Annotated in this window: 14 protein-coding genes; 12 read left to right on the plus strand and 2 right to left on the minus strand. The window is 37.5% G+C overall.

What is annotated here, in order from left to right; all coding sequences use genetic code 11:
* The first annotated feature begins 232 nt into the window (after positions 1 to 232).
* The 5 genes from QUE72_RS07360 (at position 233) to QUE72_RS07380 (ending at position 4,340) form a co-directional block, all read left to right on the plus strand.
* Positions 233 to 1,693 carry a Gfo/Idh/MocA family protein gene (locus QUE72_RS07360; protein ID WP_074498568.1) on the plus strand — a complete coding sequence of 487 codons (1,461 nt, stop codon included), beginning with the start codon at positions 233 to 235 and terminating at the stop codon, positions 1,691 to 1,693.
* A gap of 730 nt (positions 1,694 to 2,423) precedes the next feature.
* Positions 2,424 to 2,846: a hypothetical protein gene (locus tag QUE72_RS07365; protein ID WP_286272465.1), complete on the plus strand. Its 423-nt coding sequence runs from the start codon at positions 2,424 to 2,426 to the stop codon at positions 2,844 to 2,846.
* 55 nt (positions 2,847 to 2,901) lie between these two features.
* Entirely contained in the window at positions 2,902 to 3,096 is a 195-nt protein-coding gene (locus QUE72_RS07370) for a hypothetical protein (protein ID WP_286272466.1), read from the plus strand.
* Between the two features lie 183 nt (positions 3,097 to 3,279).
* The gene (locus QUE72_RS07375; protein ID WP_286272467.1) at positions 3,280 to 3,834 is read left to right on the plus strand and encodes a hypothetical protein; all 555 of its coding nucleotides are present in this window, start codon (positions 3,280 to 3,282) and stop codon (positions 3,832 to 3,834) included.
* A 101-nt stretch (positions 3,835 to 3,935) separates the two neighbouring features.
* Positions 3,936 to 4,340 (plus strand): ABZJ_00895 family protein, encoded by a 405-nt coding sequence (locus QUE72_RS07380; protein ID WP_286272468.1) that lies wholly within the window; start codon positions 3,936 to 3,938, stop codon positions 4,338 to 4,340.
* 270 nt (positions 4,341 to 4,610) lie between these two features.
* Here QUE72_RS07380 and QUE72_RS07385 read toward each other — a convergent pair whose 3' ends face one another.
* A complete protein-coding gene (locus tag QUE72_RS07385) occupies positions 4,611 to 5,579 on the minus strand; it encodes a dihydrodipicolinate synthase family protein (protein ID WP_286272470.1) in 969 nt (322 codons plus the stop codon).
* 856 nt (positions 5,580 to 6,435) lie between these two features.
* Between QUE72_RS07385 and QUE72_RS07390 the strand changes: the two genes are divergently transcribed.
* The 7 genes from QUE72_RS07390 (at position 6,436) to QUE72_RS07420 (ending at position 12,936) form a co-directional block, all read left to right on the plus strand.
* Positions 6,436 to 6,885, plus strand: coding sequence for a hypothetical protein (locus QUE72_RS07390; RefSeq protein WP_286272472.1), 450 nt, complete (start codon positions 6,436 to 6,438; stop codon positions 6,883 to 6,885).
* 125 nt (positions 6,886 to 7,010) lie between these two features.
* Positions 7,011 to 7,430, plus strand: a complete 420-nt coding sequence (locus QUE72_RS07395; RefSeq protein ID WP_286272474.1) for a VOC family protein — start codon at positions 7,011 to 7,013, stop codon at positions 7,428 to 7,430.
* A gap of 91 nt (positions 7,431 to 7,521) precedes the next feature.
* Positions 7,522 to 7,971 (plus strand): GyrI-like domain-containing protein, encoded by a 450-nt coding sequence (locus tag QUE72_RS07400; protein WP_286272476.1) that lies wholly within the window; start codon positions 7,522 to 7,524, stop codon positions 7,969 to 7,971.
* A 145-nt stretch (positions 7,972 to 8,116) separates the two neighbouring features.
* Entirely contained in the window at positions 8,117 to 8,698 is a 582-nt protein-coding gene (locus tag QUE72_RS07405; protein WP_286272477.1) for a YqaA family protein, read from the plus strand.
* Positions 8,699 to 8,990: 292 nt separating this feature from the next.
* Positions 8,991 to 10,385 carry a M28 family peptidase gene (locus tag QUE72_RS07410; RefSeq protein WP_286272478.1) on the plus strand — a complete coding sequence of 465 codons (1,395 nt, stop codon included), beginning with the start codon at positions 8,991 to 8,993 and terminating at the stop codon, positions 10,383 to 10,385.
* A 166-nt stretch (positions 10,386 to 10,551) separates the two neighbouring features.
* Complete coding sequence (locus QUE72_RS07415; protein WP_286272480.1) at positions 10,552 to 11,823, plus strand: DUF2254 domain-containing protein; 1,272 nt, start codon at positions 10,552 to 10,554, stop codon at positions 11,821 to 11,823.
* Positions 11,824 to 11,856: 33 nt separating this feature from the next.
* The gene (locus QUE72_RS07420; RefSeq protein WP_286272482.1) at positions 11,857 to 12,936 is read left to right on the plus strand and encodes an endonuclease/exonuclease/phosphatase family protein; all 1,080 of its coding nucleotides are present in this window, start codon (positions 11,857 to 11,859) and stop codon (positions 12,934 to 12,936) included.
* Between the two features lie 534 nt (positions 12,937 to 13,470).
* Here the strand turns inward: QUE72_RS07420 and QUE72_RS07425 are convergent.
* Positions 13,471 to 16,452: a TonB-dependent receptor gene (locus QUE72_RS07425; protein ID WP_286272483.1), complete on the minus strand. Its 2,982-nt coding sequence runs from the start codon at positions 16,450 to 16,452 to the stop codon at positions 13,471 to 13,473.
* Positions 16,453 to 16,849 lie beyond the last annotated feature (397 nt).

Consider the following 16,849-nt stretch of genomic DNA (forward strand, 5'->3'; position numbering starts at 1 on the left):
TGTTAATGAAAGAATGTTATTTATAATAAGTGTTATAATAAAGTTTAATTAAAACAGTGATTTGTGTTATTTGCGTGGTTTGTGTTATGTCTGTTTTTTTCTTTGATTATGGTTTTATTGTTTTTATTGAAGTCTTTTGAAAGTTTTAATTGCGTTTTAAGTCGTGTTTGGTTATATATAGTGCATTACATTTATACATAATTTAGTTTGATAAGAAATAAAGGAAACACACATGTCTGATCTTGGTCGTCGTAAATTTTTAAAGTCAGCAGCCGCAACAGCTGCTGTAGGTGTTGTAGCCGGTTGCGCAGCTACCGCTCAGAATACGGGTTCTCCAATACTTAAACAGCAGGGCCCAAGTGTTATGGGTCTTGTTGTGCCAAAAATGGATGTAGTAAGAGTAGGCTTTATTGGTGTTGGTGTTCGTGGTGGAGATTATCACGTTAAAAATTTCCTTAAAATGGAAGGCGTTGAGGTAAAAGCAATTTGCGATACCGATCAGCAGTCACTTGATAAATCTGTTGCCCATGTTGTTAAGCAAGGCTTTCCAGCACCTGAAAGGTATACAGGCTCTGATTACGCTTACCGTAAAATGCTTGAGAGACAAGATATAGATGTAGTTGTGATTTCTACGCCATGGAAATGGCATGCACCAATGGCTGTAGAGTCAATGGAAAGTGGTAAACACGCACTAATTGAAGTACCAGCGGCGACGACTATTGAAGAGTGTTGGCAGTTAGTTGATACCGCAGAGCGTACTCAGAAAAACTGTATGATGATGGAAAACGTTAACTACGGTCGTGATGAATTAATGTCGCTTAATATGGTGCGTCAAGGCTTATTCGGTGATTTACTGCACGGTGAAGCTGCTTATATTCATGAACTCCGTTGGCAAATGAAAGAAGTTGATCGTAAAACAGGATCATGGCGTACACAACGTCATGCTATGCACAACGGTAATTTATATCCAACGCATGGTTTAGGTCCAGTAGCACAATATATGAATGTTAACCGAGGTGATCGTCTCGATTATCTTACTTCTATGAGTTCACCTGCAATGGGACGTCAACAATATGCTCAACGAGAATTCCCCGCGAGCCACCAACGTAATCAAATGAAATACATCGCCGGTGATATGAATACGAGTATTATTAAAACCGTGAAAGGTCGTAGTATCATGGTTCAACATGACACGACAACTCCAAGACCGTACAGTCGTCATAATTTAATTCAAGGCACTAACGGTGTATTTGCAGGCTTCCCTAATCGTATCGCACTTGAGAACATTCCAGATAAAATTAAAGCTATTTATGACCAAGAGCATGAACAAGCTTTGGCTCAATGGACAGCGAATGGTAAAAAAGGTTATAAGCCACACCATCAGAATTATCATTCATGGGACACAGACATGGAGAAATGGTATCAAGCATATGATCATCCATTATGGAAGCGTTTAGGTGATGCAGCCAAAGGTGCTGGTCATGGTGGTATGGACTTTATTATGACACATCGTATTATTTCATGTTTACGAAATGGTGAGCCTTTAGATCAAGATGTTTATGATGCAGCGGCATGGTCTTCGGTATTCCCACTTAGTATGGATTCCGTTGCAGATCGTAGTAACAGCAAGGTCATTCCAGATTTTACCCGTGGCGCATGGAAAACAGGGAAGCCATTAGGAATTGTTACTTAATTACAGGCCGTAAGCGACTTTTAATAAAGGGCTTTAATTAGATGAACCAATAATTTGGTCATTTGATTAAGGCCTTTTTTATAAGCATCTCATTCTTAATTTTTATTCTTAACACTCACGATTCATGGCATTAAACGAGTGATAAAGTCGAGAAAAACTACTGTCGAAAATTCAGATTTTGTTTGTTCCAGCTTTAAACGCGCAAAGCAATTACTATTTCTAATTATATCGTGGAAGGCGAGAATAGATCTTATTATCCCGTTGATATGATATGGAAGTAGTGGTAATTTGAATATTGAATTTTTGTAATGAGGAACTGTTCATAGCGTGACTTGCGAGAATGGTTCTTATGAAAAATCGCTCGTGTGAATAACTAATTTAATTAACGTTTATTGGGTTTAGTGTTTAATAATTTAATTTGTTTTCGGCTCAATTATTATGACTCTGCTGTTTAAAAAGTTGCGGTTTGGTTTGGTGTTATTGGCAGGGCACTTGTCTCGGTTGTACTCACTACTTGTTGCTTGGTTCAGGTTTACGTTCTTAGGTTAATTAATCAGGTTTAGCAGTGAATCGAACCACTTGCTAAATAACAGATGCTTAAGTAAATTCATCTACAAAAAATTCAAATCGGACTTAAAGAGTTTGTTTCGTTTTTTGCAAAGTGCAAAAAAGTAAACCAATCATTTTAAGTCGTTTAATATAAGCGTTAGGTGATATAAAAGGATTTAGTATGAATTTTGATGATCGTATTATTAATTTTTATCGTGCAGGTATTGGATTAGCTACCTCAGCGATTTGTTTAGCATTCTTAGCACTAATTGGCTTTTTACTTCTCAATAGAACTGCCCCATTTTCAATGCAAGCTGCAGGATTTATTATGGTATTTCTACTTCTAGCTGTTTGGTTTGGTAAGCTTAGCTATCAGCTCATTTTTAAAGCATCAAAGGAACGCACGTATCTGTTTTCTCCAACTTCAATCATCGTAATATTTTCGCTAGTTGGCTTGGGCGCATTATCTGGAATTGTATTTAGGTTCTCAACGGGCGATTTCGAAAACAGCTTCCTAAGTCTCTTAATTTTATTAATACTGTTCCCACTTGGCCATTTTTGTTGGAAACATGCAAAAAATAATAGCAGCGTAAATGTCACCTAAGAAAATAAATCAGGACATTATTGTGGGCGTCATGTGTTTTCTAAGGAGTGGAATTATGAGTGATAAACAGAATAAAGCATTTTGGATTATTTTTATTATGTTTAGTGTTTTAGCTACTGTAGGTATTTATTCTCAAGGGGCCTTCGATAGCATAACGTTGGGTGGCTCTGTAATAATGACTATATTTTATTTATTAGTAGCTTTTTTAATACGTTTATATGTTAAATCTAATCCTGAAACATTTGATTAGCTATCAATAAATTAAACACATAATAAGGGCATAAAGTAATGGGACACGTAAAGCTTGCTCGATTCCACTTTGTTTCACATTTTAGCAAGCATTACTTCGCTGTTTAATGCGGCGTTACATTTCACGCGAACATTGGTGGAAACTAATTGTTTTGGTATTTAATTTGGAAATCATATTTAAGTAATGAAATATTTTAAAACTCCAGAGTTTCTTTATGAAGTACTTGGAGAGAAACAATCAATATTAGAAGTCTCTTGCACAATAATTTTCGCTTTACTTGGTAGCTGGATTATCTATTCCCTCGCAGGCATTGAATTGTGGAATTGGCAAACAGTTGTAGCTTATCTATTAATAACTGATGTATTAGCAGGGTGTATTGCTAATTTTAGTTTTGGTACTAATGAGTTTTACGCAAAAAGGCCTAAAAATCGTCTTATATTTATTTCCATTCATGTTCATATATTAGCTATTGCTTGGTTACTTTCTGAGCCAATGGATACTGCTTTAATTGTTTGGGGGTTCACTATAGCTTCAGCATTTTTGATTAATGCCTTAAAAGGAAAACCCTTTCAGGGCTTTATTGCAGCAAACTTAATGTGTTACGGGATATTGTTACTCATTTATTTGTCTCTTCCTGAATGGTTCTTGATGGTAAGTATGTTCTTTATGATTAAAGTGTTGTTTAGTTTTTCAGTTGATCATTTTGATAAGCAAACTAAAGAGGCAAGTGAAATATAACAAGCGCATAAAGTCACGGGGCACGTAAAGCTTGCTCGGTTCCGGTTCGCTTCACATCTATTTTTGTCCGTTTATATGGACGTCAGTCATCAGGAGAGTCAATGAATTTGCGTAATGTTTTTATATCTTTTTCTATTTATTATATTTTAGCTTCAATAATTATAGGTTCGGCCCTGGTTTATTTTAATATCGGAGGAGTTAAGGCATTAGATGTTTTAATTTTATATTTTGTTATACGTTACATAGGAGAATCTTTTGCTAAAAGTAATGGGCGTTGTTATACGAGCTCAGAACAAACCAAAGTTATCTTGGGCATTATTTTAATTATGACTATCATCCAAAGTCTTTTTGTTCTAAAAGCATTCACAGAACTTGAACAATCATTTAGTTTTGTTGTCTTTATTCCTACAGTAATGATTACCTCAACTATGTATGCAATAGCCATTTATTTATTTGTAATAATCACCAAGAAAAGCTTAATTAAACGTGGCTATGTTGCTGGCTAACAAATCACTTAAATAATCGGACACGTAACGCTTGCTCGGTTACACTTCGTTTCACATTTTAGTAAGCATTACTCAGTTGTTAATTGCGGCGTTAGCAGTACAGGAAAATTCTAATTTAGAACTGTGTCATTAATGGGGAAGTGGACAGTAGTTTCTCGTAATGGCGTTGCGGTATTCGCTATTCATTTCTATGAGCAAAAAGGGCTTATACGAAGCTTTTATTAAAAGCCCCGTGAAAACAGAGCTTTTTCTTTTAAGTATTTGAAAAGATCAGTCTATTAAACTCAGAAGTTCAAGTCTTTCTTTTGCTAGCAAATATCTCGCGCGAACATCATCTATTTGTTCTTGGGTTAATTTCTTGCCAAGGGTACGAAGCCCTCCGGTAGTATCATTATGGTGAATGCCGAATGCAAACTTTAGATATTCCATAAGTAATGGTTGAGCATCAAGATATGAAATGGAATTCATCGCTTGAGAAATTTTGTTTGCCTCAGCCCATTCTCCATTATTAACATATTCTTGCATGGTGACACTCGCTTTTGGAAATATACAACCTACACCGGTAATTCCACCACATGCGCCAGCAAGTCCGGCGTGTACTGTTACAGTGTCAACACCTGCCAGAATTTTTAAGTCTTTATTTTCTAACATCAACGTTTCAATTATTGAAACATCTATCGTCGATATTTTTAGAGCAGTTACTTCAGGTAGGGCAGCAAGCTTTCTAAGAATATCTGTTGAAAGTGCATGATATCCGGCGGCATCAGGGTTGTTATAAGGCATAATGGTTATGCCTGCCTCTTTTGCAGCTTTTGCAGAGAGCTCATAATAGGCAAACATTTCCTCATCAGAAGGTGTTTCCTGAGTTTTGGGTGGCATTACCATTACGGTATCCACGCCAACTGTTGCGAGTTCTTTAACAATGTTGGCAAGTTCTTCTTTCGTCTCTGCCGCAGCTCCGCTGATTAACGGCACATTGTATTCTTTAGCAACAACAGAAAGGGCTTTAAGTAATGAAAGGCGTTGCTCTGCGCTTAGGTAACTATTTTCACCTAGCGTACCAGAACCGACTAACCCGCCCATTCTGCTACCGCCTTTTCCTTTGACTTTCAATATATCTGCAGCGTATTTTTGTGTTGCAGCAAAATCAATTTCAAGGGCACCGGACTCTGACTCTTTTAGCCATGTAAACACGGCCGGCATAACCGTATATCGCCAATCTGTGCTATTTGTTTCCATTATTTTACCTTTAGTTTAAAATCAAATTGTATAAAATATACTAAACAGGATTGTATCAGATAAATTTCTTTCGGCAAAGCAGGAAGTTTGTAGAATTATACCAGTAACGGAGTTAAGTTAACGGCTTAGGTGTATCACATGCCAAATTTCAGTTAATTCTTGAATTCAAAATTTTCACTTGATTTTGGCTGTATTCAATTACTATGTTTACATCTAAGTCAATGGTTGAAACAAAACACCCTATAGCACAATAGTTCTTCCAATGAGTTAAGCTATTACCTACGAGGCTTGATTGTACTTTTCCATTTAATGTACCTGACCCTTGCCACTCTCTTGTCGTTTAATAGATATACATAGATAATTCAAGCACGTAGGTAGATTCTATTTTAAAAACAATGTAATTTAATGCACTGTCATTGAGCTTTTTTCCTTGTGGTTTTGTCGCCTTGCAGCTTAGTCTGTAGCTAAACCTTGGGTAGAAGCTTAAGTATATTAAATACACCCGTGCACTGCTGTTGCAAGTGCTATATACCTAGGCTAGTTTTGATGAATGCATCAACTTTCAATAGTATAACTCGTTTCTTTGGTATCATTTTTATTGGTTTTTTAGCTGCGTGTACTTCTAAATTACATGTGCGAGTGTTCGACGAACATTTGACAAAAAAAGATTTGGCTTTAATTGAAAAGTCATTTAAAACGTTCAAACGTACGGTATTCAATTAGTTCTGTTAGGGTACCTAAATCGCTTACAAGCAACTCAATTATTTATACCCCAGCAATCAATTCCAACCAGCGCGTTTACAAGATCATTGATATTGTAGACTCTTCTGGATTTGATATTTCACAGACATCAATTTTGAGAATAGAAAATCATAGCTTTACAGCGAATAATATGGGCTTATATCTATTCTCTGATGGATACATACAAAAGAGTAACCAAACAGAGTTAGATCAAATAAATGAGTACGGGAGTGTAGAGTATGGCGGTTACCTAACCTTAAAGACAGACACTACATTCAATGTTACTTTTGATATTTGGGATGAAAAGTTAGAAGATTATCGTGTAACAACCGTTTTAGGTACTTGGAAAGCCGAACATGAGGGTAACGTTACCCTTATGGCTAGTAATTGGCAAACCGAGCTTATTTTTAAGAAAAGACAAAGAGTTGAATCTACCCCTGATGGTATTTTGCATACGGTAAGCTTAGAGCCTATGGCAAAAAATGCTGAAAGCGGTTTTTATTTAATAGAGCCCGCAAGCCAACCTGATGTTAATTGCTCATATAATACTTATGTATATCAATAACTATTGACTTATTTCTATCGAGTAAAGTTTGTATTAAACCTTGATAGATAAAAGTGCAGTATAATATTTTTAAAATAGTGGGGTGTTATAGGTAATAATCGTATTCAAACACCGAGGAGATAAAAATGGTAGAAAGGATGATCCCAGCGCTTTATGTCGATGACATTGCTGTTTCAAAGACATTTTATTGTGACCTGTTAGGCTTGAAGCCCGTTTTTGAGTCTGATTGGATAGTGCAACTGTCAGATCCTGAGAATGAAGGAGTAGAACTGATGCTCCAACCTAGAAATCATAAGCTTATACCAGAAGCATTTAGAAAACGTCCTCAGGGAAGTAGCTTGGCTTTTGTGGTGTCAGACTGTGATGAATATTTTGAAAAGGCAAAATCGATGAACTTGAACATAGTGCAAAAACCACGAAATGAGGATTATGGTCAACGTAGATTTCTGACGGTTGACCCTGATGGTTTGTTAATCGATATAAGTGCTAATTGCGAGCCATCTGCGGAGTTTATAGCAAAATATTTTGGCTCAGAAAACGTATAACAAACAAGTCACAATACTGCTGCCAAAATAACTTAACCACTTCATTTGTTGTTTGCTTATTTTATTGTTATGTAACGAAGGAGATATTGACATGGAATTGAAATTTATTTCAGCAAAAAAGATAAACGGGTTAACTATTCGCACTGATAATGCTACTGAGATGGACCCTCATAACGGAAAAATAGGAAGGTTATGGCAAACCTTTGATGAAACTGTGCCAGTAGATTATAAAAAAGGTGAAAGAGTATACGGTGTGTATTCAGAATATGAATCAGATCACACAGGACAGTTTACCGTGCTTGCTGGCTTTGATGGTAGCGCTAATTCACTTGATTCAAGTCTTGAGTCAGTAACTATTCGTGAAGGTAATTATCTTGTATTTAAGCGTAAAGGGGGAATGCCACAAATAGCGATTGATGCGTGGGCAGAAGTGTGGAACTATTTTTTACAAGACAACAAGGAATATATCAGGCTTTATACCACTGACTTTGAGTATTATCCCAATGAAAGTGAAATAGAAGTGCATATAGCCGTAGAGTAATAATTATCACGCAAACAGACAGACTAGCTGATTTTTTGCTGTTTATTCGTTTGTTTTCACGTTTTATGGTGTGATTAGTAATGAATAACATAAAGAAAATCAACTTGAACACCTTATCTAAACCGAGTCATTGAAAGGAAATTTTTTGGCTATTCATACAAGATTAAAACATAAAACACGTCAGTTGATTGATTCAAAAAATATGCTTAGTGGGGTTACGATTGCCTCCTTTTTAGAGTCTACCATTGTGCCTATACCACTTGAAACTGTATTAGTGCCATTAATGCAGGCGCGTCGTGAAAAGCTATGGCTTATTGCTTTAATGGCGACCTTAGGTTGTATTATCGGTGCGTTTTTAGGTTACGCATTGGGGTATTACTTATTTGATGCCATTGGTGATTGGATAATAAGTACCTTTTTTAGTACAGAACAATTTGAAAACGTTAAACAACAAATGCAAAACCAGGGTTTTTGGTTTGTTATTACCTTAGGAATTGCGCCTATTCCGTTTCAAATTGCAATGCTTGCTGCCGGTGCAACGAAATACTCGCTTTTATTATTTTTAACGGCCTCAGCTATTGCGCGATCTATTCGATATTTTGGACTGGCCATTGTCGTGTATTACGCAGGTAATCAAGCGGAACGGATTGTAAATAAACATAAAACTAAAAGTATTATTGTGTTAACTCTTTTAGTGCTGACAGCATGGGGAATCAGCACGATATAAAAATCTCTCTTTTTAACTGTGAAGGGGAGCAGCTTTCCATTAGCTCTCATGTAAAAGTGAGAAATGTTTTGTCCTTTGAGCTAATTTCATTGGGTTATATTGTATTTTAATGTTAAGTAAGCACTCTGTTTAAGGAGAAACGGCAGTGTGATCAAACTAGGCTTTAGCGAAGTTTGAGCTGTTCTGAATAAATGGGCTTAAATTTAAGGTGTTTAACGTTTATCTCAAATAAGTTGCGGTGATGGTTTCACTCTGTCATGTTGGATATATTCACAATAAGGATACTAATGCGATGCCAATTCCACACGTAAAGTTAGTCAGTCAGTTGATAAAGTATGGTGCTTTAGCCTCTCTATATTCAATACCTTTAACTGGTATTGCTAAAGAGCCTTCACAACAATCAAAGTTGCATCAAATCGCTCAACAAATATCAGCTCAACGTATTGAAGCTGATATTCAAACGCTGGTTAACTTCGGTACTCGTCATACTTTGTCAGAAACGCAATCTGATACTCGCGGAATTGGCGCAGCGAGACGCTGGATTAAACAAGAATTTGAAGCTATATCTGCTAAATGTGGAGGTTGCTTGGAAGTCATAGAAGTTAAAAAGACGATATCCGGTGAAAAACGTATACCTGATCCTGTTGAGGTGGTGAATATCGTAGCGATTCAACGAGGAATGTCTGATCCCGATAGAATGGTGATTATGTCGGGAGATATAGACTCAAGAGTCAGTGATGTAATGGACTTTACCAGTGATTCGCCCGGCGCAAACGATAACGCCTCGGGTGTTGCTGGGGTGATTGAAGCGGCTCGGGTTTTATCTCAGTATACATTCAATGGCTCGGTTGTATACGCTGCATTATCTGGCGAAGAGCAAGGCTTGTTTGGTGGTAAAATATTAACCGCTCATGCGCAAAAATATAATTGGCAAGTTCAAGGCGTATTAAATAACGATATGATTGGTAATATTACGGGTATTAACGGTGTAACTGATAATACTACCGCACGGATCTTTTCTGAAGGTACGCGCGTTGTTGAAACTAAAGCTCAAGCTCGTAAACGCCGCTTTACTGGCGGAGAGGTTGATTCAGCAAGTCGAAATTTAGCGCGTTACATAGATACTATTGCTGATCAATACATTGAAAACTTAGATACAATATTGGTGTACCGACTCGACCGTTTTGGTAGAGGAGGGCATCATCGCCCGTTTAATGATGCTGGTTTTGCTGCTGTGCGCATTATGGAAACTAATGAACACTACGATCGACAGCATCAAGATTTACGCACTGAAAATGGTATAGTTTATGGTGATACCATTGAAGGAGTTGATTTTGACTATGCCGCTAAACTTACCTCACTAAACGCAGTTAGTTTAGCTTCTATGGCGTGGGCACCTGCGCCACCTAAAGGGGTTGAAATTTCTGGTGCTGTACGTGCCAGCACGACATTATCGTGGCAGCCAGCAAAAGATGAAAATATTGCGGGTTACCGTATCTATTGGCGCTACACGAGAGAACCACAATGGCAATATAGTCGCTGGGTTGATAATGTAAATGAGTTTACTCTTGAAAATATTGTCATTGATAATTATTACTTTGGAGTTGCTAGTGTCAATAAAAACGGTATTGAATCACCCGTTGTGTTCCCTGGTGATGTTGGCTCGTTTGATCATAATATTCAATAGCGATATTACCGAAAAGTATTGTTCAGTCATTGATAAGGTTTATATAAATTGAAATTCGGTTAATTCTTTTACCATGTCGTGTGTATCTCTTTTGCAATATGGCATATCATGGCAAGACAGCAGGGAAAGCCCCATTGATTTGCAAGGCAATACATAAGGTATCAGTATGAATTCTATCGTTTCGTTAGACCGTCTTCGATTTCTGTTACATCGATTGGGTGAAAAGCTTTGGGTACGCCCTTTAGTGGTATGTTTGCTTTCTATTGCATTAGTATTTGCTGCCAAAATTATTGATGGCTATCCTATTGAAGTTTCCATTCCTGATGTCACAAAAGATTCGGTAGAAACTTTACTTTCACTATTGTCTGCAAGTATGTTAGTTATCGCTACATTTTCGGTTTCGTCTATGGTATCAGCATATTTTGCGGCGAGTAATTCAGCTACACCTCGTTCTTTCAAACTTGTGCTTGCTGATGATGTTTCTCAAAATGCGCTTTCAACATTTGTTGGCGCCTTTATTTTTAGTGTAGTGGCACTTACTGCGGTAAAAAACGCCTTTTATGATAAAGCAGGTCTTTTCGTTATTTTTGTTTTGACGATGATTGTATTTGCGATGGTTGTTGTCACTTTTGTCCGTTGGGTTGACAGTATTGCACGATTAGGTCTTGTTGGCTCAACCATTGATAAGGTTGAACAGGCGACTAAAGCAGCGTTAATACGACGAAGAGATAAACCTACCCTTGGCGGCTTACCAATTTCCAACAGTACAAGCAAAGGGGAGGCTGTTTTTACGGAGGAAATAGGCTATGTTCAACTTATTGATATGGCGAAAATTCAATGTTGGGCTGAAAAGGTTAAAGCGCACGTTGAAATTGCTGTACTGCCAGGGGCATTTACATCTGCAGAACAGCCGCTAGCCTACGTTGATTTTACTTCAACGGAACTAGCTGAAGTAGATTACTCTGACTTCTTTAAGTCATTTAGTATAGGCAATGATCGTACTTTTGAGGATGATCCTCGATTTGGTGTGATTGCATTATCAGAGATTGCTGCCCGTGCTTTATCGCCTGCCGTTAACGACCCAGGTACTGCCATCAAAGTCACTGGTACTTTGGTGCGCTTGATTTCTTTAATCAATGAACCATCAACAGAAAATAGTAATCTAGTTTTTGATCGTGTTTTTGTGCCTGAAATTAAGATGTCTGATTTATTCAATGATGCTTTTACGGCCATAGCGCGTGACGGCGCAAGCTCTGTTGAAGTCTGTGTTTGTTTACAAAAAGGCTTATCTTCGCTTGAATCGCTTAGTAATGAAAGTATCCGTGAACAAGCTAGATACCATAAAAAACTTGCGTTAAAAAGAGCATATAATGCGCTTGATATTGAAGAAGATATAGCAGCAGTTAACGATGCTGCTAATGAAAATAACGTTGAGTAAAACAAAATTATTAACATTATATAGGTTTAAGTTGTGTCTTTACTATTAGCTATTTGTACCGTATTAGTCGTTCTGTTAACTTTGCTCCCGCTTTCGCGTCATCCGCATTGGATCATTCGAGGGTTAGACTTTCCGAGGTTACAACTAGGTATCTTAATTGCTGTTTTGTTAATTGCCGATTATCTATTTCTTGATAAACAATCATTGCAAACATGGCTTTTACTTTCAATCTCAACTTTTTGTTTAATTTGGCAGCTTTGGTGGATTATCCCTTACACAAGTCTGTGGTCTAAAGAAGTCAAACAAGCCAAAAAGGGCAATGCTGATAATCAAATTATTATCATGACTGCCAATGTGCTTACTTCTAATCGAAATGCTGACTCATTGATTCAAATGGTGGAAAAACATTGTCCTGATGTCTTAGTTACATTGGAATCAGACCAATGGTGGGAAGATAAACTCAATGCGGTTGAAGGTGATATGTCATATGCGGTTAAATGCCCATTGGATAACCTATATGGTATGCACGTTTATTCAAGGTTACCTATATTAGAGCACGAAATAGCTTATTTAGTGGAAGATGACGTACCTTCGATTTATGCAAAAATAAAGTTACGTTCAGGCGAGTTGGTACGCATGCATTTTATTCATCCTGCGCCACCAAGCCCGACGGAAAATCCTGAATCAGCCGAGCGCGATGCTGAATTAGTGGTTGTGGCTCGAAGTGTTATTGAAAGAGATTTGCCTGTTATTGTAACCGGTGATTTAAACGATGTTGCTTGGTCTTCTACCACACGCTTGTTCCGTAAAATTAGTGGCTTGTTAGATCCACGAATAGGGCGTGGTATGTTTAATACTTTTCATGCAAATTATTTTTTTATGCGCTGGCCATTAGATCACTTATTTCATAGCGAACATTTTACGTTAAACTTTATTAAACGCTTACCTGCTTTTGGCTCTGATCATTTTCCTTTGTTAACAAAACTAACATATATGCCTAAACGTGCAGTAGAGCAGAGCGGTATTGATCCAGATGTTGATGATCTAAATAGATCAAAAGAAATTGTTAATGAGGAAAGTGTAAGTAAAGAAAATGTACCTAAACCAAGTTGAATAATTGTATGGAACAACGTGTGTTTTATGCTCTTATACCAATTCGCATAAAGATTAAGTCAGTTCAGAGCGATGTCAGAGGTGGGAGAATAAGCGAAACGTGTGCAGGTATAGTCGTTCTACATCAAACACGTTTTGCGCAATTATCGCGCCTCTAACACGCTCCCAAAGGTCGAGTTTAAACGCTTCATAGCCTGTGTTGTTGATTTTAACAAGGACGCTACAAGGATGTAGCTTATTAGAGAACGCAGGAGCACGTTCTCCTGAATAACCATTCTCTGCAATCAACGCCGTGCCTCTAAAGCGTTTAATTCTCGCTGAATGACCGAATATTTATGCGAATTGGTATTAAATGCCCGAAATAAACTAGCTTTAATTTCAGAGCAATTTTTTTATCTCGATGGATTATATAAGGTTTATTATTTACGCAACTTTAGCTAATTATCATACTATTTGTTAACTATGTATAAATAATAAAAGCCTATCAGCATGAACTGATAGGCTTTTTCTAACAAGTTATATTTTGCTTAACAATTAGAATGAAATACGTGCCCCTAGGTAGAAACGACGTGGTTCAACCCACTCCATTTCTTCACCATAAGAAAACGTACCATCACCACCAGCTAAGTCTTGTACTCTGATTGGTGCTTGATCGTCTAATGCGTTAAAGATATCTAAGAAAAATTCGGCTTTGTAGTTGTCAAATTCATGAACATACTTAACTCGAATATCTAAGGTACCGTAAGATGGCGTTACATCTGAGCCGACAACACCGTCTTGAACCCATTCAGTGTTCCAACCGCCAAATTCATAGGCATTTTCTTCCATAAGCGGTAAGTGACGGCCATATAAAGCAAAGGTCTTACTGTAACGTGTACCTGAGTTCCAGTTATACACTGCACCTACTTCAATACCGTTTTCAAAATAGTAGGTACCTAATACTTTTGCTTGATGCTCAATATTACCAGGCTGCTTACCATACATATTTGGTGCTCTAGGATCTAATACTTCCCAATCACCTTGGAAGTCAGCGTTTCCGTCTGAGTTAGAGTTACCTTTCGCATCATTATAGGTATACGATGCTAGTAAGTTCCAATTATCAGTACGTAGTTTTTTGAAGGTCACTTCAACGCCTTCATAATCACGTTTACCACCTGCTAATGTGCCAATAACATAGTTAGAACCAGGGTTACCATCATAGCCGAAGTAAGAATATGGTAATTCAAAATCAGTTCCTGCCATATAACCGTCTTCACTGTAGATACTAAGATCATAGTCTTCCATAATATCTCTTGTTTTACGGTTGGTATAAGTAATTGAGATATTGGTATCTTCAGATAAGTTGGTTGAGTAACCAATTAAAAACTCATCAGTGTAAGGTGTTTTCGTTGTTGGTGAGAAAAACGCATCTTGCGTACTTACACCACCACGAGTTCTGTAGGTTAACCATCTGTCTTGTACATAAATTTGCTCTTCACGTACTGAACCGGTTAAGTTACCCGCGAATGAGGTCATATCTGTTCTAATTGGATCATAATATCGACCACCGAATGCCCACACTTTTGAGTCGCCATCACCATTAATGTCATATACAACACTTAAACGTGGTGCAATTTCCCAATCAAATGTGAAAATACTTTCGCCAGTTGACGCAATGTGTTCCCATTCTTCAGCACGAATACCAGCATTAATTGTCCATTCTTCATAGGTGATACTGTCTTGAAAATAGAATATTTTGCCTTTGGTTTCCATTTTAGATTCAGCTTGCTGAGTTTGCTGAATACGGTAAACGTTTACCGCATCATTCGGGTTACCCGACGTACTACCGAAAGTTAAACTTTCTAGTTCATCTTCTGAAATACTGCCATCACTATTAGCATCAAGAAGGTTTAAGTAGTAAGCTGAGTCAGAACTACCTTCCATGGCTTCTTGAATACGCTGATAATCCGTAGAAGATAATGCTTTTTCACCTGTCCAACTACCGTTTGCGTAGTCACCTAAGGTTGCACCTGCATCACCAGTACCAATCGAGTTGTATTGTGCTCCGTCACCGGTATAAACAGAATTGGTAATATTTTCGTTTGTTTCCCATTCGAAACCTGTTTCAATGGTATGCTCACCAAAAGCGGTGTCGAAATAGTATTCGAAGTTAATATAAACATTTTCTTTGTTACGGTCTCTTAAAGTATCAGCCCCTAAGCCACCTTGGTCCGTTTGACTTTGCGTAGGGTTTATAGAGCGATAGGCAACATCATTAAAGGTTGATTTATCCGCGGCAATATCAGAAAGTTCTGACTCATGACGCATCCAACCGGCATTGATAACTAATTCATCCCAATAATGGGTATAATCAATTTTTATATTATCACCACCCGTTTTACGAGCGCGATCACGGTTATTCAGCGTACTAATATCTTTTGAACCTGAGATATCGGATGGGTCATTAAAGTAAGTTAGCACTAAACGGTCATTATCTGTTGGTTGCCACGTTAACTTACCAAAGCCTAGTTCATCATCTCGTTCAACATTACGGCTAAATTGGCCTGTTGATGGATCTACCACATCATCTTCACGGTTTTTTAATTGATATGAGGCAAAAAACCACAGTTGATCTTTAATGATTGGGCCACCTAACGTAACGGCTGTATCAAAAGTAGAAAATGCGCTATCGGCTTTTGTAGAGCTTTCATAATCACTGACTAAACTATCATTTTGTAAATAATAGTTAATTGAACCATGAAACTCGTTACTGCCTGATTTTGTTACAACTCGAGACACTAAGCCAGAACCACCAGCGTATTTTGCCGGTATAGCGCCGGTAATAACTTGTTGTTCCTGTATAATTTCAGAGTTAATACCACCGCCGTGAGTACCTGTAACATTATCGGTTACATTTACGCCATCAATATAATAAACGTTATCTGAAGACGTACCTGCACCACCATAGCGGGCATCTGGTACATCAGAGTAGTTAACCCCTGATTTTGATGAAGGGTTACCACCTGCACTTGGTTTTACCCCAGGTGCTAATTGTAAGTAACTTTGATATGAACGACCAGTTGGTAAAGACTCTGTCATATCGAGTGTGATATCCATACCTGTTGTCGCTGACGTAGTATCTATTGCCGCTGTAGAGCGCCCTGATACCACGATAGTTTCCATGTCACTTGAAGCCCCGCCTACAGCGTAACTTAAGTTTAAGTTTTTACCTGTTACCACTCTTACATTATTCGCTTCAAATGGCTGAATTGATGCACCATTTATGCTCACAGTATACTTACTAGAAGCATCTAAGCCACGCAATGTTACATAACCTTCAGAGTCTGTTACAGCTTCTCTACTGGTTAAACTATCTGGAGTTTGTACAGATACCGTAGCACCCGCGACAGATTGACCATTTGCATCAGTTACATGGATTTTTAAACCACCAGTTGATGCAGCGTATGCCGTTGCAGACATCCCTATTGTGGCCGCTACAGCAATAGCTGTTAATGACCTTTTAAATGTGTATTTCATATTGTTTCTCTCCGGACTTAAATTATTAATTTTTATGTAATTATTGAGACTACAAAATGCAGTATCATCGTTAATGATGCACGAATAATCTTCTTTTTCAAGTTGCTTTACTAAAACGCTAAAAAATATTAATAAAACTTGGTTGTTTTTATAAGTTGCTGATAAATAAGTGTTAATACTCTTTAAAAAGCTCGATACGTTCTTAAATATGTACATTTTGCATATTTTTCAATATTAATAGTGTTGTAATAATTTGTGTAAAAAGGTAAAAATTTGTTTTGGTTACATTTTGTTCCTTTCTTGTTTACATTTTATTAACTGATATTCGCTGGGTGTCATTCTATAAAAGGTATTTCTGTTAGCTGGAACGAGTGATAGATTAGTTCAAAACAAATCG

It is taken from the genome of Thalassotalea hakodatensis (genome assembly GCF_030295995.1).
In the GTDB taxonomy this organism is placed as follows: domain Bacteria; phylum Pseudomonadota; class Gammaproteobacteria; order Enterobacterales; family Alteromonadaceae; genus Thalassotalea_C; species Thalassotalea_C hakodatensis.